The 21,272-nt window shown below is 63.1% G+C and carries 23 protein-coding genes; 12 read left to right on the forward strand and 11 right to left on the reverse strand.

Features of this window, described 5'->3' with window-relative positions:
* Window positions 1-49 precede the first annotated feature (49 nt).
* Entirely contained in the window at window positions 50-1,081 is a 1,032-nt protein-coding gene (locus BUB23_RS19965) for an acyltransferase (RefSeq protein WP_073106773.1), read from the forward strand.
* A 111-nt stretch (window positions 1,082-1,192) separates the two neighbouring features.
* Here the strand turns inward: BUB23_RS19965 and BUB23_RS19970 are convergent, their stop codons facing one another.
* Genes BUB23_RS19970 through BUB23_RS19980 form a run of 3 tightly spaced genes read right to left on the reverse strand, consistent with a single transcriptional unit; the run spans window position 1,193 to window position 4,775 of the window.
* A complete protein-coding gene (locus BUB23_RS19970; RefSeq protein ID WP_073106776.1) occupies window positions 1,193-2,167 on the reverse strand; it encodes a Bug family tripartite tricarboxylate transporter substrate binding protein in 975 nt (324 codons plus the stop codon).
* Window positions 2,168-2,192: 25 nt separating this feature from the next.
* Window positions 2,193-2,963, reverse strand: coding sequence for an SDR family NAD(P)-dependent oxidoreductase (locus BUB23_RS19975; protein WP_073106782.1), 771 nt, complete (start codon window positions 2,961-2,963; stop codon window positions 2,193-2,195).
* Between the two features lie 3 nt (window positions 2,964-2,966).
* On the reverse strand, window positions 2,967-4,775 hold the full coding sequence (locus BUB23_RS19980) for an acetolactate synthase catalytic subunit (protein WP_073107086.1): 1,809 nt from the start codon (window positions 4,773-4,775) through the stop codon (window positions 2,967-2,969).
* A gap of 130 nt (window positions 4,776-4,905) precedes the next feature.
* On the opposite strand from BUB23_RS19980, the gene BUB23_RS19985 reads away from it, so the two are divergent.
* Both BUB23_RS19985 and BUB23_RS19990 read left to right on the forward strand, forming a co-directional pair.
* Window positions 4,906-5,805: a LysR family transcriptional regulator gene (locus tag BUB23_RS19985; RefSeq protein ID WP_073106788.1), complete on the forward strand. Its 900-nt coding sequence runs from the start codon at window positions 4,906-4,908 to the stop codon at window positions 5,803-5,805.
* 83 nt (window positions 5,806-5,888) lie between these two features.
* On the forward strand, window positions 5,889-6,311 hold the full coding sequence (locus tag BUB23_RS19990) for a VOC family protein (protein WP_073106792.1): 423 nt from the start codon (window positions 5,889-5,891) through the stop codon (window positions 6,309-6,311).
* Window positions 6,312-6,362: 51 nt separating this feature from the next.
* Here the strand turns inward: BUB23_RS19990 and BUB23_RS19995 are convergent, their stop codons facing one another.
* On the reverse strand, window positions 6,363-7,088 hold the full coding sequence (locus BUB23_RS19995; protein ID WP_073106795.1) for a hypothetical protein: 726 nt from the start codon (window positions 7,086-7,088) through the stop codon (window positions 6,363-6,365).
* A 174-nt stretch (window positions 7,089-7,262) separates the two neighbouring features.
* On the opposite strand from BUB23_RS19995, the gene BUB23_RS20000 reads away from it, so the two are divergent.
* A complete protein-coding gene (locus BUB23_RS20000) occupies window positions 7,263-7,682 on the forward strand; it encodes a GNAT family acetyltransferase (RefSeq protein ID WP_073106800.1) in 420 nt (139 codons plus the stop codon).
* Between the two features lie 54 nt (window positions 7,683-7,736).
* Here the strand turns inward: BUB23_RS20000 and BUB23_RS20005 are convergent, their stop codons facing one another.
* Window positions 7,737-8,288 carry a DedA family protein gene (locus BUB23_RS20005; RefSeq protein WP_073106806.1) on the reverse strand — a complete coding sequence of 184 codons (552 nt, stop codon included), beginning with the start codon at window positions 8,286-8,288 and terminating at the stop codon, window positions 7,737-7,739.
* A gap of 2 nt (window positions 8,289-8,290) precedes the next feature.
* Window positions 8,291-8,740, reverse strand: coding sequence for an Lrp/AsnC family transcriptional regulator (locus tag BUB23_RS20010; protein ID WP_073106810.1), 450 nt, complete (start codon window positions 8,738-8,740; stop codon window positions 8,291-8,293).
* 132 nt (window positions 8,741-8,872) lie between these two features.
* Between BUB23_RS20010 and BUB23_RS20015 the strand changes: the two genes are divergently transcribed.
* Window positions 8,873-9,766 carry a DMT family transporter gene (locus BUB23_RS20015; protein ID WP_073106813.1) on the forward strand — a complete coding sequence of 298 codons (894 nt, stop codon included), beginning with the start codon at window positions 8,873-8,875 and terminating at the stop codon, window positions 9,764-9,766.
* A gap of 40 nt (window positions 9,767-9,806) precedes the next feature.
* Here BUB23_RS20015 and BUB23_RS20020 read toward each other — a convergent pair whose 3' ends face one another.
* Window positions 9,807-10,688 carry a DUF72 domain-containing protein gene (locus BUB23_RS20020; protein ID WP_073106817.1) on the reverse strand — a complete coding sequence of 294 codons (882 nt, stop codon included), beginning with the start codon at window positions 10,686-10,688 and terminating at the stop codon, window positions 9,807-9,809.
* Between the two features lie 264 nt (window positions 10,689-10,952).
* Here BUB23_RS20020 and BUB23_RS20025 point away from each other — a divergent pair, with 264 nt between their 5' ends.
* Both BUB23_RS20025 and BUB23_RS20030 read left to right on the forward strand, forming a co-directional pair.
* On the forward strand, window positions 10,953-11,711 hold the full coding sequence (locus tag BUB23_RS20025) for an SDR family oxidoreductase (RefSeq protein WP_073106822.1): 759 nt from the start codon (window positions 10,953-10,955) through the stop codon (window positions 11,709-11,711).
* 54 nt (window positions 11,712-11,765) lie between these two features.
* Complete coding sequence (locus tag BUB23_RS20030; RefSeq protein ID WP_073107089.1) at window positions 11,766-12,326, forward strand: DUF924 family protein; 561 nt, start codon at window positions 11,766-11,768, stop codon at window positions 12,324-12,326.
* A gap of 45 nt (window positions 12,327-12,371) precedes the next feature.
* On the opposite strand, the gene BUB23_RS20035 is transcribed toward BUB23_RS20030, so the two are convergent.
* On the reverse strand, window positions 12,372-13,640 hold the full coding sequence (locus tag BUB23_RS20035) for an MFS transporter (RefSeq protein ID WP_245801334.1): 1,269 nt from the start codon (window positions 13,638-13,640) through the stop codon (window positions 12,372-12,374).
* A gap of 111 nt (window positions 13,641-13,751) precedes the next feature.
* Between BUB23_RS20035 and BUB23_RS20040 the strand changes: the two genes are divergently transcribed.
* The 4 genes from BUB23_RS20040 to BUB23_RS20055 all read left to right on the forward strand — a co-directional run bounded on the left by BUB23_RS20040 (window position 13,752) and on the right by BUB23_RS20055 (window position 17,135).
* Window positions 13,752-14,111 carry a CidA/LrgA family protein gene (locus tag BUB23_RS20040; RefSeq protein ID WP_073106833.1) on the forward strand — a complete coding sequence of 120 codons (360 nt, stop codon included), beginning with the start codon at window positions 13,752-13,754 and terminating at the stop codon, window positions 14,109-14,111.
* Window positions 14,108-14,830 carry an LrgB family protein gene (locus BUB23_RS20045; protein WP_073106838.1) on the forward strand — a complete coding sequence of 241 codons (723 nt, stop codon included), beginning with the start codon at window positions 14,108-14,110 and terminating at the stop codon, window positions 14,828-14,830. The genes BUB23_RS20040 and BUB23_RS20045 overlap by 4 nt, the downstream gene beginning before the upstream one ends.
* Before the next feature lie 98 nt (window positions 14,831-14,928).
* Entirely contained in the window at window positions 14,929-16,587 is a 1,659-nt protein-coding gene (locus BUB23_RS20050; RefSeq protein WP_073106842.1) for an acyl-CoA synthetase, read from the forward strand.
* Between the two features lie 65 nt (window positions 16,588-16,652).
* Window positions 16,653-17,135 carry a YajQ family cyclic di-GMP-binding protein gene (locus BUB23_RS20055; RefSeq protein ID WP_073106846.1) on the forward strand — a complete coding sequence of 161 codons (483 nt, stop codon included), beginning with the start codon at window positions 16,653-16,655 and terminating at the stop codon, window positions 17,133-17,135.
* Window positions 17,136-17,175: 40 nt separating this feature from the next.
* On the opposite strand, the gene BUB23_RS20060 is transcribed toward BUB23_RS20055, so the two are convergent.
* Window positions 17,176-17,937 (reverse strand): ABC transporter permease, encoded by a 762-nt coding sequence (locus BUB23_RS20060; RefSeq protein WP_073106848.1) that lies wholly within the window; start codon window positions 17,935-17,937, stop codon window positions 17,176-17,178.
* On the reverse strand, window positions 17,934-18,860 hold the full coding sequence (locus tag BUB23_RS20065; RefSeq protein WP_073107092.1) for an ABC transporter ATP-binding protein: 927 nt from the start codon (window positions 18,858-18,860) through the stop codon (window positions 17,934-17,936). The genes BUB23_RS20060 and BUB23_RS20065 overlap by 4 nt, the downstream gene beginning before the upstream one ends.
* A gap of 77 nt (window positions 18,861-18,937) precedes the next feature.
* Here BUB23_RS20065 and BUB23_RS20070 point away from each other — a divergent pair, with 77 nt between their 5' ends.
* Complete coding sequence (locus tag BUB23_RS20070) at window positions 18,938-20,440, forward strand: NAD(P)H-hydrate dehydratase (RefSeq protein WP_245801335.1); 1,503 nt, start codon at window positions 18,938-18,940, stop codon at window positions 20,438-20,440.
* On the opposite strand, the gene BUB23_RS20075 is transcribed toward BUB23_RS20070, so the two are convergent.
* Entirely contained in the window at window positions 20,408-21,244 is an 837-nt protein-coding gene (locus tag BUB23_RS20075; RefSeq protein WP_073106853.1) for a universal stress protein, read from the reverse strand. The two genes, BUB23_RS20070 and BUB23_RS20075, sit on opposite strands and share 33 nt — an antisense overlap.
* Between the last annotated feature and the right edge of the window lie 28 nt (window positions 21,245-21,272).

The following is a 21,272-nucleotide window of genomic DNA, read 5'->3' on the forward strand; positions in this document are numbered from 1 at the left end:
GCCGGAGAGTTTCCCGGCCGCGGTTCTTGGTGTCGAATAGGATGTGTGTATGGCGAAAGGCAATTTCAGCACGGGGATGGATACCGCGAGAGTCGGGGCATGTTTCATGGTGATCATGCTGCATGTGGCGGCGGTCAACTTCAATGTCTTCGACGACCAATGGTGGGCCGCCAATTTCTATGATTCGCTGACCCGCAGCTGCGTGCCGGTATTCCTGATGATTTCAGGGGTGCTGCTGCTGAACAAGCAGGAAGACCTGCCGGCCTTTTTCACCAAGCGCTTCGCGCGGGTCCTGCCGCCGCTGCTGTTCTGGTCCTTGTTCTACATGGCGTGGAATACGTCGCAGGGCGTGCATTACGGCGCCTGGTCCGGGTGGATAAAGACGCTGGCCAGCGGGCCGGTGGTGTTCCACTTATGGTATCTGTATGCGATTCTGGGCATCTACCTGTTTGTGCCTTTTCTGCGCAACATCTGGCAAGGTTCGAGGCTGGCGGAAAAACGAATGTTTCTGGCATTCTGGATGCTGGTATCAGGCTGGCCTATCATCCGCGCCGTATTCGATATCGATATAGACTTGCTGGAAACCTACTCCCTGGGTTCCTTCGTTGGCCTGATAGGCTATTTGTTCCTGGGAGCTTATGTATTCGAGGCCTACCAGAAAAAAATGATGAAAGGCCAGTATTGGTGGACCAATGCCGGCCTTTTCGTCGTTTTCAGCGCCCTGACCATGGCGGCGACATTCGCCTACTCCAAGCATGTGGATGCGCCCGATCCTTTGTTCTATGACTACTTGTCGCCGTTCGTCATGGCCGCGTCGGTGTGCGTTTTCAATGTCCTCTATGGCCTGGGCGCCAAGCTGCGTCCTTATTCCGCGGCCCTGAACCGGATTTCGGCCTGTACCCTGGGGGTTTACTGCATTCATATCTTTGTGATGGACCGCCTGGAATCCATGACTGGCCTGCTGCAGTCCGACGGGTCTTCCTGGTGGGCTATCCCCGTTGCGGCGTCTTGTGTGTTCGCGGTGTCGCTGGCTTCCATCATGCTCCTGAGGCGATTCAGGCCGTTCCAGCATGTCACGTGATGCAAATGTCTGTCACTGCAGGTTCAATGGCGAGGGGCCCTGGGCGCAGGCCTCCGCCTATGCACGGACTATGACGGCATGGGCGGCATGCGGGCCTGGGCAAGAGCTGGTTTATTGGGGCTCGTAGCCAATGCTCTTGACGACATGGGCCCATTTTTCGATTTCCATCGCCTGGTGAGCCGCCAAATCCGCAGGCGTGCCGCCGCGGGCTTCCAGGCCGGCCTTGTTGAATGTTTCCAGCAGTGCGGGATTCTGCAATCCTTTATTCACGGCGGCATTCAGCTTGGCGGCAATGCCGGCGGGAACACCCGCGGGGGCATAGATGGCTATCCATGAGCTTGAGTCGAAGCCCGGCACCGCTGTCTCCGAGACGGTAGGTATTTCGGGCGCGAGCGCGGAGCGCTTGGCGCCGGTCACGGCCAGGGCCCGGACTTTGCCGGATCGGGCCAAAGGCGCCGCCGACGGCACATTATCGAACATCACTTGGATATGGCCGCCCATCAGATCCGTCAGGGCGGGCGTGCTGCCTTTGTACGGGACGTGTACCATTTCGGTGCCGGTCATCATCGCGAACTGTTCGGTCGTGAGATGAACCGAACCGCCCGTGCCTGTCGTTGCATAGGTCACTTTTTTCGGGTTGGCTTTCAGATACTCGATGAACTCGGGCAGCGTCTTTGCCGGCAGGCTGGGATGGACAATAATCATCAGCGGCGCTGAGGCGATGAGCGCGATGGGGGAGAAATCCGTGGCTGGCCGGTACTTCAGGTTGGCATAGGTGCTGGGATTGGTGCCATTGGTCGCGCTGGTTCCCAGAAATAGCGTGTAGCCGTCGGGCGCCGAGCCGGCGGCCATCGCGGCCCCTATCGAACCTCCCGCTCCCGCCCGGTTCTCCACGATAACGGGTTGGGCGAGGGTTGCGGAAATGCGCTCGGCAATGGTGCGTCCGACGATATCCGTGATGCCGCCAGCGGGATAGGGCACGATCAGCCTGATGGGGCGCGCGGGGTAGTCCGCGCTGTCGGCGTGGCCGGGCATCGCGGCAGTGATCATTGCCAGCAGCGCAAATGCCTTCAGGTATTTCTTCATGATGGATGTCTCCTATGGGTGATTTTCAAAGACCGCGCCCGCCGGAAACCACCAGGGTTTCACCGGTAATGAACTTGGCTTTGTCTGACAGTAAAAATACGGCGGCTTGAGCGATATCCTCGGGCATGCCCAGGCGCTCCAGCGGGGTGGCCAGCCTGACCTGCTCGTTGAAGGCGGCTCCCGCTTTTGCCGCCATTGGGGTTGCTATCCTGCCCGGCGCCACGCCATTGACCCTGATGCCAAAGCGCGCGACCTCGCCGGCGGCCTGGCGCGTCAAGGCTTCGACGGCGCCTTTGGACACCGCATAAGCGGAGCCGGCAATGCTCGAATAGCGGCGGCCGGCCAAAGAGCCGATATTCACGATAGCGCCTCTCCTGTTTTCGATCATGCGCGGCAGCAATGCGCGCATGGTATGGAAATAGCCGTTCAAATTGGTATCGATTACCTGTCGCCATTCGGCGGGCGAGGTTTCCCAGATCATGCGTTTCAGGCCGCTATCCTGCTTGGGTGAAATTCCCGCGCTGTTCACGAGCAGGTCGATAGGGCCGAAGCCTTGCGCCTGTTCGAGCGCGGCGATCGCCGCGATGACGGATTCCTTGCCGGTATCGTGCAGCAATACTGCCGAACGCCGCCCCAGACCGCGTATTTCGGATGCCGTGCGTGCGCAGGCCTCTTCATCGATGTCCAGTATGCAGACATCGGCCCCCTGGCTGGCCAGGGCCAGGGCTATGGCCCGCCCGATGCCGCTGCCTGCCCCTGTCACCAGCGCGCCGCGCCCCTGTAGTTCCTCGGCCATTCGTCATTCTCCTGCGCGGCTTGCCGCGCCCCGGGACTCGAGCGCCAGATGCTGGGATTCGAAGGCGGTGAGCGGCGGGAACGCCTTGGGATCGATATGGACGTCGATGACAAAAGGCAGAGCGCTCGCAGCCGCGCTTTGCAGCGCTTCTCTCAGGCCGGCCATCGTCCTGACGGTCTGGCCATCGCAGCCGCAGGCTCTTGCTATGGCGACATGATCGATGGGGCCGAAATGGCAGACGCTGGTGTGCGTATCGAATCGGCTTTCTTCGGCGTTGATCTGGAAGCCCAGGACCCCGTTGTTGAGCACCACGATGGTGACCGGCGTGTCGTGGCGGCGCGCGGTTTCCATTTCCGCCCAGCAATGGGCGAAACCGCCATCGCCCGTCAGGCAGATTACCCGGTGAGCCGGATCGGCCAGCTTGGCGCCGATCGCCATGGGGAAGCCCCAGCCCAGGCCGGCAATGCCGCGAGGTGTAATGAAGCGCGTGCCGGGGGCGCTGCATTTGATGTATTGAACCAGCCAGATCGATGAATAGCTGGCGTCCGCCGCCCAGGTAATCGGACCGGTCTGCCTGCCTAGCTCATGCAGGAGCTGCTCGGGGCGCAGCGGATCGCGATCGACCTCGTAGTAGGGCCTGATTTCGGCTTGATGGAGCAGGCGGGCTTCTTGAAATTCCTTTTTCAGGGTTTCGGTCCGTTCCGCGGGCGCCGCGGCTTTGCGCTGCCGCAGCGTGGCGCAGACGGCTTCCAATGTTTCGCGGGCATCGCCCTGGAGGCGGAGGGCGGGATAATTCCGGCCGAGCTCTTCGGGATCGATGTCGATTTGCGCATACGCGGCTGCCGATGGGAATAGCGTCCAGCCGGCGGTGCCATTCTCGTTAGTGCGGGTGCCAACGAAAACCACCAGATCCGCGCTTTCGATATACGGCAGAAAGAATTTCGCCGGGCTTCGCGTGCCCATGGCGTTGCCGATGACTCCCAGCGACAAGGGGTGATCTTCGTCTATCGCCCCTTTGCCCATATTGGTGGTGGCCATCGGCACGCCAGCCAGCTCCTGCAAGGCCGCGAGCGCTTCATAGGCGCCGGAATGGTGCGCGCCGCCGCCGGCGACGCAAAGAGGACGTTTTGCGGCCATAAGCATTCCGGCCAGGTTTTCGATTTTCGCCGGGACAGGTATGCAGCGGTCGGCGGGAAACATGCCGAAAGCCTCGTCGCCATCGGCAAAGCCGGCCTCGAAAGGCGCCACAGCTTCCGTGAGCACGTCGGGGGAGACCAGGAGCACCACAGGGCCGGGCCGGCCGCTGGTGGCTATGCGAATCGCGCGGGACGTATATTCAGCCGCTCGCGCGGACAAATTGATGCGCCGGATCCATTTCGTGCAGCCGCTGAAGATTTTTTCATGCTCCAGCTCCTGGAAAGCATTCTTGTCGGCGGTGGCCCGCGGTACTTCCTGAACGATGGCCAGTATCGGTATGGAAGCTTTCAACGCTTCGGCCAGGCCCGCGACCAGAAGGGCTGCGGCCGGGCCGTTCTGCGCGGTCACGACAGCAATCTTTCTGCTGATCCGGGCGGAGCCGTCAGCCATTGCCACTCCGGCGTTCTCGGTCCGGTAGCCGATTTGTCTGATCCCCGCTTTTTCCGCCGCGAGGAAAATGGCGGTGGGGCAGCTTTGACCATAGATTTCAGTGACTCCCGCGGCCTGAAGCACATCGACAATCGCATGCGCGGCGCGGTATCCGTCCATGTCTTGAAAAGCCCAGGTGTTGCGCGGAGTGGCGGCGGCATGCTGCGCGCCCGTGTTTTCAGTCATTCCCTTCATATTGCTTTCCATAATGTTTTTTTATAGCGAGAGTGGCTAGTCATGAAATTGTTGTCTATATTATGGGACGGGCATTGGCCTTGGGAATTCGAATTTACGGATCGATCCATAACTTTAGATTATGACCATTACTCTTAAGCAACTTGAGGCCTTCGTCGCTGTCGCCCAGACGGGCAGTTTCTCGGCCGCGGCCCAGATCGTTCATGTGTCGCAGCCGGCCTTGACCTCGATGATTCAAAAACTCGAGCGTCAGCTGGGGTTGACGCTGTTTGATCGGGATTCGCGCGGCTCGACGGTGACAACGGCGGGACGGGAGCTATTCCCGGCCATTCAGCGCATCCTCGTGGAGCTCAATGAGACGGTCGCCAGCGTCATCAATTCGACGACGCCGCGAGGCGGGACGGTTTCCATCGCCTGCATCCCGTCCATTGCCGCCTCGTTCATGCCGCCGCTCATTGCGTCCTTCGAAAGGGTGCACCCGCAGATCCGCATCGTGATGAAGGATGCCATGACGGAGAACCGCGGCATCATCGACATGCTGCGTTCGGGCCAGATCGACTATGGCATTGCCAGCCCTTCCCAGGAGTCTTCCGATCTGCAGTTCCGCCTGCTGTTCGAAGACGAGCTGGTGGCGCTGGTGGCGCACGCCGCCGCCGCAAGCAAAGACCATTCGATCACCTGGTCGCAATTGGCGGCGCATCCTCTGATAGGCATGAGTTATGAAAGCTATGTCAGGCAAATGGTGGACAAGGCTTTTGCGCAGATCGGGGTATCAAAGAGGCCTTATACTCAGGTCAGCTTGATCACCACGGCGGTCGGAATGGTGAAAGCGGGTCTGGGCGTGACGGTACTTCCGTCTACCGCAGCCAGGGTCTGCAATCTGGAAGGCATTCACCTGCTTTCCTTGACGGAGCCCGCGATGCGCCGGCGCATGGGTTTCATCTATCGGTCCATGACTTCCCTGTCGCCCGCCGCGAAGCACTTCATGAATTTCGTGGAAGCGGCTCAGCGCCTTGCTTGAGAAAAGCCGCTGCGCGGCCAGGCTTGCCGCTGGACCGGTCATGCGGGCCGCGCTACACTTCTTGCCCTTACTGGAGAGCCCGCATGAAAGCACGCGTCACCGTCATCACCCTGGCAGTAGGCGATCTGCAGCGGTCGCTGCGTTTCTATCGCGACGGCCTGGGCCTGGCGACGCCGGGCATCGTCGGCACGGAGTTCGAGCACGGCGCGGTCGCGTTCTTTGACCTGCAAGGCGGATTGAAACTGGCGCTCTGGCCGCGCGCCAGCCTGGCCCATGACTGCGGCCTGCCGCCAGGCAGTCCGAGCGCCACCGAATTCACCCTGGGCCACAATGTCGCCTCCAAGGCCGAGGTCGATGCCGTGATGAAGCAGGCCCGGGACGCCGGAGGCCTGATCGTGAAAGCCGCCCAGGATACCTTCTGGGGCGGCTATGCCGGCTATTTCCAGGACCCGGACCAGCACCTTTGGGAGGTGGTATGGAATCCCCAGCTGCTGCCTTCGTCCTAGCGTTTCTGCGGGAAAAAGAAGAGCCGCCTGGCGGCTGCCCGGCGAGGCCCGTCAACGCACGGGCAGGAAATTGAAGAAAAGCAGGCCTTGCATGTAGTTGATGCCGACCCGCCTGAGATTCTCATCGAGCAGGTTGGCCACGAGGTCCAGGCGGCCTACCAGCTGTCCGAACTCGCGCTCGAAGCTGAGGTTGGCGATGTCGCCGGACATTTCATTGGCCAGCAGCAAAGGGCGGCCGGCCGCGTCGCGCCGGGTGGCAAGCAGCCAGGCCGCAATCTCCACGTTGCGGGCGGCGTTGTAGACATGCTGCGCATTCAGGACGTCGGACGCATAAAAGCGCGTCTTGCCATTGTGGGCGCGCACGATCATGTCGGACAGGCCGAAAATCAATGTGCCGGCGCGATCGCCGCGGTAAGCGGGGTCCAGGGCCACGGAAAGGATTTCGACATCGTGCAATGCGCCCAGGCCGGCTGGCGCCTGGCCCGTCTGGATGGCGTTGCGGCCCTGCCGTATGGCGGCCGCCAGATCGGGAGCGCCGGTCTTGCGCCATTCGACGGGATTCCTGCGATAGAGCTTTTCGAGCAGGCGGGTCAGGCTGTCCAGATTGTCGCGCATGGCGATCGTCACGGTCCGGTTGAAGTCGGTTTGCCCGAGCTGGTCGAAGGACATTTCCTCGTTGCGCGGATGGGGCTGCCCGGCGATCAGGCCCGGCCCGCCGCAGCCGGCCAGGCCAAGTCCCAGCGCCAGAATGATGCCCGCGGCACGACTGCTGTTCATCAGGCCATTTCCGTCCTCTGCGCGCCCATAAGCCACGGCGCCGCGATGCTTGCGGCGCCTTCCCGAACCAGACTTTATCAGAAAAGCGCCGGTGTTTCGGCCCGCGGGGGATTGCGGCGCGCCCCGGATATTGGTAAAAGCTGATACTCGGCCAGCGCTTTCGGAGCAGTGATTATGCAGATCCGCCCTTATCAGGCAAACGATGAAGCCGCGGTCATCGCGCTTTGGCAGGAGTGCGGGCTGGTCCGCCCCTGGAACGATCCGCAGCGCGATATACAGCGCAAGCTCAGCGAGCAGCCCGAACTTTTCCTGGTCGGCGTGGACGGCGCAAGGCTTGTGGCCACGATCATGGCCGGGTTTGATGGCCACCGCGGCTGGGCCTACTACCTTGCGGTCGCGGGCACGCATCGCCATCGGTCTTATGGCAGCCTGTTGATGCGCAGGGTGGAGGATTTGCTTGTCCAGCGCGGCTGCCCAAAATTGAGCCTGCTGGTGCGCAGTTCCAACCTGGAGGTGATCGCATTCTATGAAAAGCTGGGCTACGCGCAGGACGATGTAGTCAGCCTCGGGCGCAGGCTGATTCATGACCAGTAGCCATGGCTTCAGGGAGCCATGGGCGGCTGCGCCGGCGCGCCGCGCGGCTTTGCATCAGGAATGCTTGCGCAACTGCCTGATCAATGCTAGGACGACCGCGGCGGCGGCGATCAGGAGCAGGGCGGCTTCTTCATAGCGTTTGATGTCGGTGAACAGCCATTGCAGCGTCTGGCCGAACAGGTAGCCGGCTGCCGCGATCAGCGTAGCCCATAGCGCCGCGCCTATCAGGTTGAACAGCAGGAAGCGCCAGGCCGGTATGTCGCTCATGCCTATCGCAATAGGGCCGGCGGCGCGCAGTCCATACATGAAGCGCACGCCTATGATCATCCCCGCCTGGTAGCGCATGAGCCAGCGGTTCACCTGCCGGGCGCGCGGCTGCCATTGCGGAAAGCGCTCGAGCAGGGCGCCGCCGTGGCGGCGGCCCAGGAAGAAGAAGAGCAGGTCTCCCGCCGCCCCGCCGCCTGCGCCGCAGGCGACGACGAGCAGGAAGGACAAATAGCCCTGGTGCGCGGCGAACCCGCCCAGCACCAGCACGGTTTCGCCTTCCAGGACGCTGCCCGCGAAGACCGCCCAGTAGCCATGATCGGCGATGAATTGAGTCAGCATGCTTATCCCTGCTTGTCGTCCAGCGGCGGCAGGCGGCGCTTGATCGGCGTCGTCTTGACGATGGCCGTATTGGTTTCGGCCTGGTCGGCAAGCTTGTCCAGGATGGCGTCGAGCTGTTCCATGGAGCGCACGTTCAGGCGGGCGACGAAGCAGTCTTCGCCGGTCACCTTGTCGCATTCGGTAAACTGCGGGATGGCCTGGATCTGCCGTTCGACGCTATGCAACTGGCCGGGCAATGGCCGTATGCGGACGATGGCCTGGAGCAGGTAGCCAAAGGCTTTGGGGTCGACCATCACCGTGTAGCCCGTGAGCACGCCGCGCTCTTCCAGGCGCCGCAAGCGTTCCGCGACACTGGGCGAGGATAGCCCGCTGACGCGCGCCAGGGCCTTGAGCGAAAGGCGTGAATCTTCCATCAGGGCGGCGATGATGATTCGGTCGATTTCATCGTGCATGGGGTTTGGCAAGGCAAATTCAAATTATTGCCTTGATAAAAAAGGCAAGGGCAGAGTTTGACTTTATTTTAGCTATGGATGAAAAAGATGGAAAGCGTCAAACTTCAGCTATGCAAAACTGGGAGTGCGACGATGGAAAATCAAGTAAGACGCGGCTCGCTGGAAATGGCCGGCGCCATGCTGATATCCGGCACCATAGGCTGGTTTGTGCTGGTGTCGGGACAGCCCGTGCTGGATGTGGTGTTCTGGCGCTGCGCGTTTGGCGCCGTCACCTTGCTGGCGATCTGCGGGCTGATGGGTTTCCTGCGGCCGGGGCTGCTGAGCTGGCCTGTCTTTGGATGGGCGGTGGTCAGCGGCGTCGCGATCGTCGGGAATTGGGTGTTGCTGTTCGCCGCGTATTCGCGGGCATCGATAGGCATCGCCACGGCGGTGTACAACACGCAGCCTTTCATGCTGGTCGGGCTGGGCGCGCTGTTCCTGCGCGAGCGCATTACGCTGGACAAGATGATGTGGCTGAGTCTGGCTTTTATCGGCATGCTGGCGATCACCCAATCGCACGGCGCCTCAGGCTATGGCGGGCACGCCTATCTGGCCGGCATTGCCTTGTCGCTGGCCGCGGCTTTCCTGTATGCCATCGCCGCGCTTCTGGTCAAGCGGCTGACCGGCACGCCGCCGCATCTGATCGCCCTGATACAGGTCTGCGCCGGCGTTCTGATGCTTGCGCCGTTTGCGCAGGTCACGGCCCTGGCTCATCAACCGCCCGCCGCCTGGATGACTTTGCTGGCGATGGGCGTCGTGCATACGGGCTTGATGTACGTGCTGCTCTACGGGGCGATCCAGAAGCTGCCCACCGCGCTTACCGGCGCCTTGTCGTTCATTTACCCCATCGTCGCGATCATCGTCGACTGGGTGGCGTTCGGGCATCGGCTGGAATGGCTGCAATGGTTCGGTGTCGCCGCCATTCTCTTCGCCGCGGCCGCCATGCGGCAGGGCTGGGCGCCAGGCAGGCGCAGGGCATTGCCTTGAGGCGGCCGGCGCGGCGCGTTGCCGGCGGCAGGCCCGCCGCCTAGGATCCCGAGTCCAGCCGCTTCATCATCCGCTGGGCATCGAAGGGAGCCTGCACTTTCTTGTCATTGTCGAAATAACAGAAGACATCCCGCCCGGCGCGGCGCCGCGCCCGGGCCGGCGAGATGCGCCGTGCGTCTTCAGGTTCGCGCCCCCCGGCCCAGTCCCGTATCCGAGCCGCCCATCGGTCCAGCGCGGGGTCGCTGTACTTGCCGCCATACAGAGTCTGCGTGCCGTGCAGGCGCATGTAGACGAAGTCCGAGGTGAGGTCTTCCGCATACGGCCAATCCGCCACCGAGTCCGACACGACCAGGGCGGCGCGATATTTCCTCAGCAGTTTGATAAAGCGCTCGTCGCAGAAGCTCGCGTGGCGCACTTCGATGGCGTGCCGCAGCCGCCGCTTGCGCGGCGCCGAGACACACGGCGCCTGGACATGGGCGTCGTGTTGCGCGGCGAGCGTGGCGGCTGCGTCGGTATCCTTGGGCAACTGGCGCAGGATGGCTTCAAAGGCGCTGTCGTCGAATTTGAAGCTGGGTGGAAACTGCCACAGGATGGGGCCGAGCTTTTCGCGCAAATTGAACAGGCCCGAGGCGAAGAAATTGGCGAGCGCCGCATGGCTTGCCGCGGCGTCGCGAAAGCGCAGCGTATGCGTCAGGTAGCGCGAGCCCTTGACGCTGAAGACAAAGCCGGGCGGGGTCGCGTCGCGCCAACTGGCGTAGCGCTGGGGCGACTGCAGGGAATAGAAGGAGCCGTTGATCTCGATGGTCTGCACTGCGCGGGAAGCGAACTCCAGTTCGCGCGCCTGCGCGAGCTTGTCCGGATAGAAGACCTTGCGCCAGCCTGCGTAGCGCCAGCCCGAAATGCCGATACGTATATGTCCCATAGCAGCCTTCCAATGGTGCGGGGCCTGTGCGCTGTCGCCACCCGCGGCCGGCGGGGATATGCCACGGCCTTGTACAGCAGATGGTAGCGCCCCGAGCGCGCCGTGCGCGGCACTTTCAGTTATTGTTGCATTTTGTATGAGGAGGACGCTTCATTCAGGAGAACCGAGTCTTCCCCGTGTATTATTGCAGGGCTGGGGCGCGGTTCGCCGTATTGCGGGATGCCGGCGCCGGGTCGAAATCAACCAATAAGAGAGGGGATATCAATGGATAGTACGGCGGGCGTGGCATTGGTGACAGGAGCGGGCAGCGGGATAGGCCGCGCCGTGGCCCTCGAGCTTCTGGCCAATAATTATCGGGTAGTGCTGGTCGGCCGGCGCGCGGATGCGCTCGAGCAGACGCGTGAATTGGCGGGCGAGCGCGGCGTTCATGCGCTGGCCGTGCCCACCGATGTCAGCGACGAGCACTCTGTGCGGGCCCTGTTTGAAACAATAGCGGGCGCCTACGGCCGCCTCGACCTGCTGTTCAATAACGCCGGCCGCGGCGCTCCCGCCGTCCCCATCGAAGACCTGTCGGTGGCGGACTGGCGCGCGGTGGTCGATGTGAACCTGACGGGCATGTTCCTGTGCGCGCAGGCGGCCATACGCATGATGAAAACGCAGCAGCCGCAAGGCGGACGCATCATCAACAATGGCTCGATTTCCGCTTACGCCCCGCGCCCTTATTCGATCGCCTACACGGCCACCAAGCATGCGGTGGCGGGGCTGACCAAATCGATTTCGCTGGACTGCCGCTCCTACCATATTGCCTGCGGCCAGATCGATATAGGCAATGCCGCCACTGAAATGACCGAGCGCATGACCGCCGGCGTTCTGCAAGCCGACGGCACGACCAGGCCTGAACCGCGCATGGACGTGGCCCATGTGGCCCGCGCTGTCGTCCACATGGCGCAGCTGCCATTGGATGCCAATGTGCAGTCCATGACCATCATGGCGACCAATATGCCGTTTGTCGGGCGCGGCTGACGGGCCGGCGGCCCGCAGGATGACGCCTGCCCAATCCAAGGAGCCATGCCTATCATGACCGTGCAGCCCGGAGGAAACCAGGAGCCCTGCGCCGAAGTCGTCGATTTCTGGCGGGAGGCGGGGCCGGCGCGCTGGTTCAACAAGGATCCCGCCTTCGATCTGCGCTTTGGCGAACGCTTCATGCCACAGCACCTGGCTGCGGCGCGCCGCGAACTCGACGGCTGGGCGCGCAGCCCCGACGGCGCATTGGCGCTTCTCATCCTGCTGGATCAATTTCCCCGCAATGCGTTTCGCGGCACCGCGCACATGTATGCGACCGATGCGCTGGCGCGGCATTTCGCCGCGGCGATGATAGCCGCCGGCTTCGACCAGCGCATAGAACCCGCGCTGCGCCTGTTCTGCTATCTGCCTTTCGAGCATTCGGAGTGCCTGGCCGACCAGGAGCGGTCCGTGTCGCTCCATGCCGGCCTGGACCCTGCCGTGTCCCGGTACGCCCGGGACCACCACCGCATCATCGCGCGCTTCGGCCGCTTCCCGCACCGCAACCTGCTGCTGGGGCGCGACACCACCCCGGCCGAACAGGATTTCCTGGACCAGGGCGGTTTCGCCGGATGAGCCGGCCGCGATAGCCCGCAATGTCCAGCCGCGGCGCCGGCCCTCTCAGGCCGCTGGCGCGGCGGCCGCCTTGATGCCGTGCGCCAGCCATAGCAGCGCCGCGTAAGCGAGCAGTCCCAGTATGCCGGACATCCACAGGGACGACGCGCCCCATCGGTCTATCAGCAGGCCAAAAATGAAGGGGGCCGCCGCCTGGGCGATACGCGCCGGCACCATCAACAGACCCTGCCGCAAGCCGTAGCCTTGCGGTCCGAAGATGACCAGGGGCAGGGTGCCTTTGGCGATGGTCAGTATGCCGTTGCCGGCGCCGTGCAGGACGGTGAACAGTATGGCCGCCGGCCCTCCGAAAACCAGCAGGCAGGCGGCGCCGACCGGGTGCGCCAGGGCGGCGAGCTGCGCCGACAGGAATGGATGCACGCGGCGCAGCAGGCTGAACTCCATGAGGCGGGCGACGACTTGCGCAGGCCCCACCAGCGCCGAGACGGCTACCGCGCCGGCCAGCGTGAGTCCCGAGGCTTGCAGCAGATGCGGCAGGTGCGCGGCCATGGCGGTGCTGATGAACCACGTGATGGCGAAGACTGTGGCCAGCAATACGCTGGCCTGGCGGCTGCCCTTGCCGGCCGGATCGCAACGGGATTCCCGTGCGGCGCCCGGCTGTATTTGGCCGGCTTCGCGGTCGGGCGCGCCAGCAGCCGGCATGCGGCCCGGCGTGATCCCGAGGGCGGCCCCGGGCAGCGAGGCGTTCAGTGGCAGGCCGGCAAACAGATGAAGCGCCGCCCAGGCCATGCAAGCGCTGCGCCAGCCGTATTCCAGCTCCAGCCAGGCCGACAAGGGCCAGCCTACCGTGCTGGCAAAACCGGCGAATAGCGTAATCCCCGTGATCGCATTGCGCGCATTGTGGCCGTAGAGTCTTACGACGGTGGAGAAGGCGGCTTCGTACAGGCCGGCGCCCATACCCGCGCCGATCAATAGCCACGCGGCGAAAAAGCCCAGGGTTTCCTGGGCGAGCGCCAGGCCGGCCAGCCCGGCGGCGAAGATCAGGTTGGTGGCCATCAGGACCGGGCGCCCGCCGTATTTATCGATGCAGCGGCCCGCCAGGGGGCCAAGAAAAGCTGCCAGGACGAGGGCCGCCGAAAATGCCGCGAAGACGGTCTGGACCGATACGCCGAGGTCGCGCCCCATGGACGCGGCAAGCATGGCTGGCAGGTAGTACGACGATGCCCAGGCCAGTGTCTGGGTAGTGCCCAGGGTGGTCACGGTGACGACGCGGCGGTCGATAATGATTGCGCTCCTCGGTTCTTTTTGCCCCATCATAATGCATGGGCGCAAGCGCCACAGAAGCGCAAAGGTGCTTATGGATATTGCCGGCGCAGTATGCTAGTGTGCTGGCTCCGTCACCTTACTTGCCTATGCGCAGGGTCGCCCATGCCCGTACTGTCCGCCATTGCCGCGTTGTTCGTCATGCAAATCCTCGGCGAGGTTCTGGTGCGGCTGTCCGGCTTGCCGCTGCCCGGCGCACTGGTGGGAATGCTGCTGATGCTCGCCGCCCTGATCGTCCGCGGACGAGTGCCGGCGGGTCTGCGCGATACCTGCCATCACATTCTGAAGCACTTGATGCTGCTGTTCATTCCGCTGGTGGCGGGCATCATGCTGTATTTCGGCCGGTTCGCGAATGAATGGATGCCCTTCCTGCTGGCCTGTGTCGGCGGCGTGGCGCTGACTATCGCGGCCACGGCCCTGACCTTCCGCTGGATGCTGAGCCGGTCGCGGGCGTCCAGCTCATGACTGGCGCCCTGGCGGTATGGGCCTACCTGGCCGACTCTTCCCTTTTCTGGCTCGGCTTCACTCTGCTGGCCTACCTGGCCGCCGCCACGGTTTATCAGCGCAGCGGCGGCAATCCTCTGCTATTGCCGGTGCTCACGGCGGTGATCGTCATCGTCGGCATGCTGTATGCCACCGGGACGCCTTACCCGGTTTATGCGGAACGCACCTGGTTCCTGAAGTTTCTCATCGGGCCGGCGACCGTGGCACTGGCGGTGCCGCTGTATGGCCAGCTGGCGCGCCTGAAACGGGTGTTCTGGCCGGTTTTCGCGGCCTTGCTGGCGGGCTCGGCCACGGCTATCCTGTCGGCCATCGGGATTGCCCGGATCATGGGGGCGTCGCTGCAAACCCAGCTGTCGCTCGCGCCCAAGTCGGCGACCATGCCGATCGCCATGGAAGTGGCCGGATTGAGCGGCGGTTCGCCCTCGCTCACCACGATAGCCGTTGCCGTTACGGGAATCGCCGGCGCCATCATGGCGGGCTGGCTGCTGAGGCTGTTGCGGGTCAATGACCCGGAGGTGGAAGGGTTCGCGCTGGGCTTGAGCGCGCATGCGATCGGCACGGCGCGCGCTTTTCAGGCGAATGAAACGGTGGGCGCATTCGCGGCCTTGGGAATGGGCCTCAACGGCATAGCGACCGCCGTTCTGGTTCCGTTGATCCTGGCCATGCTGGGGCTGATATAGAAAAGCCATTTTTCTGATTTGAAACAATCGGGATGGCGCCGCAAGGTTGTATTATCTCAATTGTCAGCATCGCGCCAGAAGAATTAAAGGAGACCACAATGCCCAGCATTTTTGACCAGGATTTGCCGCAGACCCCGGCTAACTACGCCTCGATTTCCCCGCTGTCCTTCATCGAGCGTTCGGCGCGGGTGTATCCGCAGCGCCTCGCGGTCGTGCATGGCAAGGGCCCCCAGGCATTGCGGCGCAACTGGGCGCAACTCTACAGCCGCTGCCGGCAACTGGCCAGCGCGCTGGCGCAAAGCGGAATAGGCAAGGGCGATACGGTGGCGGTCATGCTGCCCAACACGCCTGTCATGGTTGAGGCCCACTTCGGCGTTCCCATGGCCGGCGCCGTATTGAACGCCATCAATACGCGGCTGGACGCCCAAACCGTCGCATTCATGCTCGACCATGGCGAGGCCAAGACGGTCATCGTCGATACGGAGTTCGCCCCTGTCGTGGGCAAGGCGCTGTCCTTGCGCACCTCGTCCGCGCCCATCCATGTCATCGATGTGGCCGATGCCCTGTATACCGGGCCGGCGCAACCCATAGGCGCCATCGAATACGAAGCGTTCATCGCCGCCGGCGATCCGGATTATGCCTGGCAGCTTCCCGACAGCGAATGGGATGCCATCGCCCTCAATTACACCAGCGGCACCACCGGCAACCCGAAAGGGGTGGTGTATCACCACCGGGGCGCCGCCACGGCCGCGATCTCGAATATCCTGGAATGGGACATGCCCAAGCATGCCGTCTATTTATGGACGCTGCCCATGTTCCACTGCAACGGCTGGTGCTTTCCCTGGGCGGTCGCCGCGCGCGCCGGCGTGAACGTGTGTTTGCGCCGGGTCGAAGCGCAGGCCATCTTCGACGCCATCCGCGAACACGGCGTCACCCATTACTGCGGGGCGCCCATTGTGCACAGCCTGCTGGTCAATGCGCCGGCCGGCATGAAGCAGGGGGTTCCGCAAGGGGTCAAGGCCATGGTCGCTGGCGCGGCGCCGCCGGCCTCCATGATAGAAGGCATGGAGCGCCTGGGGTTCGACCTGCTGCACGTCTATGGCTTGACCGAGACCTACGGCCCGGCGACGGTGTGCGCCAAGCACGACGACTGGAATGATCTCGATATCGGCGAGCGCGCGCGCTTGAATGCGCGCCAGGGGGTCAACTATCACCTGGAGCGCGGGATCGCCGTGATGGATCCGCAAACCATGCAGCCCGTGCCGGCCGATGGCGAGACCATGGGCGAAATCATGTTCCGCGGCAATATCGCCATGAAGGGCTATCTGAAGAATCCGAAGGCCACCCAGGAGGCTTTGGCGGGCGGCTGGTTCCACAGCGGCGACCTGGCCGTCATGGACCCGGACGGCTACGTGAAAATCAAGGACCGCAGCAAGGACATCATCATTTCCGGCGGCGAGAACATTTCTTCCATCGAGGTCGAGGACGTGCTTTATCGCCATCCGGACGTCCTCGCCGCCGCTGTCGTGGCGCGTTCCGATACGCGCTGGGGCGAAACGCCTTGCGCCTTCGTCGAACTCAAGGAAGGCTCCGAAGCCACGCCGGAGGCCATCATCGCGCATTGCAAGAAGCATCTGGCGGGCTTCAAGGTGCCGCGGATAGTGGTTTTTTGCGAACTCCCCAAAACCTCCACCGGCAAGATCCAGAAGTTCGAGCTGCGCAAGCAGGCCGAAGCGATCGACGCGGTGGCCAGTTGATCGCGCGGTTGTACCGCCTGGCCGGCTGGTCTACAATTTAATGTGTTTTCCACGGAATTTCAGGTATGCCCACATTTGATGTCGTCTCCGAAGTCGACAAGCATGAACTCAGCAACGCCGTCGACCAGGCCAGCCGCGAACTGGCCACGCGCTTCGATTTCAAAGGCAGCGACGCCAAGTTCGAACTCGATGGTTTCGTCGTCACCCAGTCCGCTTCCAGCGTCTTCCAGCTCAATCAGATGCTGGACATCCTGCGCGGGCGCTTGTCCGCCCGCGGCATCGATGTGCGCTGCCTCGATGTCGCAAGCCCTCTGGAAAACCTCGGCGGCGCGCGCCAGAAGATCACCATCAAGCAGGGCATAGAACAGGCCGTATCCAAGAAGCTCATCGCCGCGCTCAAGGCGGCCAAGCTCAAGGTGGAGGCCCAGATCAACGGCGAGAAACTGCGCATCAGCGGCAAGAAGCGGGACGATCTCCAGGCGGCCATCGCCCTGCTCAAGAAAACCGATGTCGAATTGCCGCTGCAATTCGAGAACTTCCGCGACTGACCGGCCGGGCTGAGGCCGCGGCTGCAGGCTTTCCGCGGGCTCAGGTCTTGAGCCGGTATCCCGATTTGAACATCCAGAAAACGATGGCCAGGCACAGGGCCAGGAACAGCACGGTCATGCCCAGGCTGATATACACGTTCACGTCGGCGATGCCGTAGAAGCTCCAGCGGAACCCGCTGATCAGATAGACCACGGGATTGAAGAGCGTCACCGTCTGCCAGAAGGGCGGCAGCATGTTTATGGAATAGAAGCTGCCGCCCAGGAAAGTCAGCGGGGTCACGATCAGCAGCGGCACGAGCTGCAGTTTCTCGAAGCCGTCGGCCCAGATGCCGATAATAAAGCCGAACAGGCTGAACGTAACCGCGGTAAGCACCAGGAACAGCAGCATCCAGAAAGGATGGTCGACTTGCAGCGGCACGAAGAAGCCCGCGGTGGCCAGGATGATGGCGGCGAGAATGATGGACTTGGTCGCCGCGGCGCCCACGTAGCTCAGGGTGATTTCCAGGTAGGAAATGGGCGCCGACAACAGCTCGTAGATGGTGCCGGAAAATTTCGGGAAATAGATGCCGAAGGATGCGTTGGATATACTTTGTGTCAAGAGGGAGAGCATCACCAGGCCGGGCACGATGAACGCGCCATAGCTGATCCCCTCTATTTCGGTTATCCGGTGGCCTATGGCGGCGCCGAAGACGACAAAATACAAAGAAGTGGAAATGACCGGGGCGACTATGCTTTGCAGCAGGGTGCGCCAGGTCCTGGCCATTTCGAATGCGTAGATCGCGCGGATGGCATGGATATTCATGATGGATTGCGCACCAGCTTCACAAAAATCTCCTCAAGCGATGTCTGTTTGGTTTCGAGGTCTTTGAACTTTATACCGGTTTCGGCCAGGTCCTTGAACAGGGCGGTGATATCGTTGTGCTGGCGCTGGGTGTCGTAGGTGTAGACCAGCTCAGTGCCATCGGCCGATAGGTCGAGCTGATAGGCGGCGAGCGTGGCGGGAACGGCATAGAGCGCCTGGTGCAGGTGCAGTATCAATTGTTTCTTGCCCAGTTTGCGCATGAGCTCGCTTTTTTCTTCGACCAATATGATTTCGCCATTGTTGATGACGCCGACCCGGTCGGCCATTTCTTCGGCTTCTTCGATGTAGTGGGTGGTAAGAATGATGGTGACGCCGGTGTCGCGCAGCGAGCGCACCACTTGCCACATTTCTTTCCTGAGCGACACGTCCACGCCCGCGGTGGGTTCGTCCAGGAACAGGATTTGCGGTTCGTGCGACAGCGCCTTGGCTATCAGTACACGGCGCTTCATGCCGCCCGACAGCGTCATCAGCCGGTTGTCCTTCTTGTTCCACAGCGACAAGGCGCGCAGCACTTTTTCTATATGGACCGGATTGGGAGGTTTGCCGAAGAGGCCGCGGCTGAAGCTGACGGTGGCCCAGACTGTTTCAAAGGCGTCGGTGGTCAGCTCCTGCGGCACCAGGCCGATTTTCGAGCGGGCCAGGCGATATTCGCGGATGATGTCATGGCCGTCGGCCAGCACTATGCCGGCGCTGGGATTGACCAGGCCGCAAATAATGCTGATGAGCGTGGTCTTGCCCGCGCCGTTGGGGCCCAGCAGGGCGAAGATTTCGCCGCGGCGTATCTCGAGATTGATGTTCTTCAACGCCTGGAATCCCGATGCGTAGGTCTTGTCCAGGTTGGAAACTGAAATTACGGCTGACATGATGATTTCCCGATAGCTCTGGGGCACAATAGCATAATCGGAAACGCCGATCGAATACGCGACCAAGGCCCATGTCCATGACGACCCTCTGCAACAAGACCGCTTTGCTCACGCCGGCCCAGATGGCCCTGGCCGATAGCGCCGCCGTGGCGGCCGGAATCAGCGGCATGGCCCTGATGGAAGCGGCCGGCTCGGCCGTGGCCAATGCGGTGGGGGCCCGCTGGACCAAGCGTCCGGTGCTGGTCTTGTGCGGGCCGGGCAATAACGGCGGCGATGGCCTCGTGGCGGCCCGGCATCTGCATGACGCGGGCTGGCCGGTCAGCGTAGGCCTGCTGGGAAGCCCTGACCTGCTGGCGGGCGATGCCGCGCGGCACGCCGCCCTGTGGCGGGGGAAAATCCAGCCGCTGAGCATCGATTTATTGCAAGAGGCGCATCTGGTGGTCGATGCCATGTTCGGGGCGGGCTTGTCCCGGCCGCTGGCCGGCTTGCCCGCTCTCCTTGCGCAGGCCCTGATAGAGCGCCGCATTCCGGTCTGCGCGGTCGATGTCCCCAGCGGGCTGGATGGCGCCAGCGGCCAGGTCCAGGGCGTGGCCGCGCCCGCCGAAATAACGGTGACTTTCTTTCGCAAGAAGCCCGGCCATGTCCTGATGCCGGGCAAGCTGCTGTGCGGCGAAGTCATCGTGGCCGATATCGGCATCCCGGACTCGGTGCTCGCGTCGGTGGCTCCCGCGGCTTTCGAGAACGCGCCCGCATTGTGGCAGGAGGCTTACCCCTGGCCCCGGACCGACGCGCACAAGTACCAGCGCGGCCACGTTTTGGTGGTGGGCGGCGCCACCATGACCGGCGCCGCGCGCCTGTCGGCCATGGCCGCCGCGCGGGTCGGGGCCGGGCTGGTCACCGTGGCCGCGCCCGCTTCATCCTGGGCGGTATATGCCAGCGCGCTGACCAGCGTGATGGTCCAGCCCGTCAATGATGCGGGCATGCTCAAGGACATACTCGCCGACGAACGCAAGAACGCCGTCGTCATCGGCCCCGGCGCCGGCGTGTCGGACGCCACCAGAGCCTATGTGCTGGCGGTGCTGGCCAGCGGCCGCGCCACGGTGCTCGATGCCGATGCGATCAGCGTGTTCGGGCCGGCGCCGCAGTCCTTGTTTGACGCGATTGCCGGGCCCTGCGTATTGACGCCCCACGAGGGCGAGTTCGGGCGCGTGTTCGGCGCCGGCGACGGCGGCAAGCTCGAGCGCGCCCGCGCGGCGGCCAGGCAAAGTGGCGCAGTGCTGGTGTTGAAAGGCCCGGATACGGTCATTGCCGCAAGCGACGGGCGCGCCATCATCAATACCAACGCGCCCCCCGACCTGGCGACCGGCGGCACCGGCGATGTGCTGGCCGGGCTGATTGCCGGCCTGATGGCGCAGGGGATGGACGCCTTTCGCGCCGCGGCGGCTGCGGTGTGGCTGCATGGCGAGGCCGCTGCGCTGTTCGGGCCCGGGCTGGTCTCGGAAGACCTGCCCGGGCTGTTGCCGCGCGCGTTGCGCCGCCTCAAACGATCAGTGGGACAGCAGGATAGGCACCGTCATTGAGCTGAGCAGGGTCCGCGATGCCCCGCCCATGACCCATTGGCGCATCCGGCTGTGCCCGTAGGCCCCCATGATGATCAGGTCGCTGCCGTGGTCGGTGGCGCTGTTCAATATGATATTGCCTACACCGAAGCCTTCGCTTTCCTTGAATATTTCACGCGGCTTGGGGTAGCCCAGCGAGGCGCAGTAGTCGGCGAAATCATTCTCGCGCAAGTCCTGCTTGCGCAGGTTTTCGGGTTGCGGGTCGACGGTCAGCACCACCAGTTCGGAGCAGGATTGCAATATGGGCGAGGCGTCCATGAAAGCGCGCGCCGACTCGCGCCGGTGGTCCCAGCAGAACAGCACGCGCCGGCCTATGGGCAGCACTTCGCCCACGGCCGGGATCATCAGCACCGGGCGGCCCGCGGCCATCACGACCGATTCCGGCAAATTGGGCACGATCGCCGCCACCGTATCCCTGTTGTCGGATTTGCTCATGATCAGCAGATCGCAATAGCGGGCATGCATGGCCAGGGCTTCGTCCGGCGCGCCTTGCGGCGTGCGCCAGTGGGCGGTGACACCCGCGGCGGCGGTTTCATGGGTGAACAGTTTCTGGATTTCGCCGCGTTCATGGGCCGCCTGGTTGCGCAGCACATGGTAGATTTCATCGGGAATCACCGTGTCTTCATGCATATACCGCGCCGCCAGCTCGCCGGGATAAACACCTATCAATTCCGCCTTGTGATCGGAGGCCAGCTGAATGGCTGCGCGCAGACGACGCTTGCAGCCGGAATCGTGGTTGAGATGGATGGCAATACGTCCGAGCATAAGAACCTCCGTGAGGGAAATGTTTTTA

It is taken from the genome of Pollutimonas bauzanensis (assembly GCF_900129885.1).
GTDB classification, from domain to species: domain Bacteria; phylum Pseudomonadota; class Gammaproteobacteria; order Burkholderiales; family Burkholderiaceae_B; genus Pollutimonas; species Pollutimonas bauzanensis.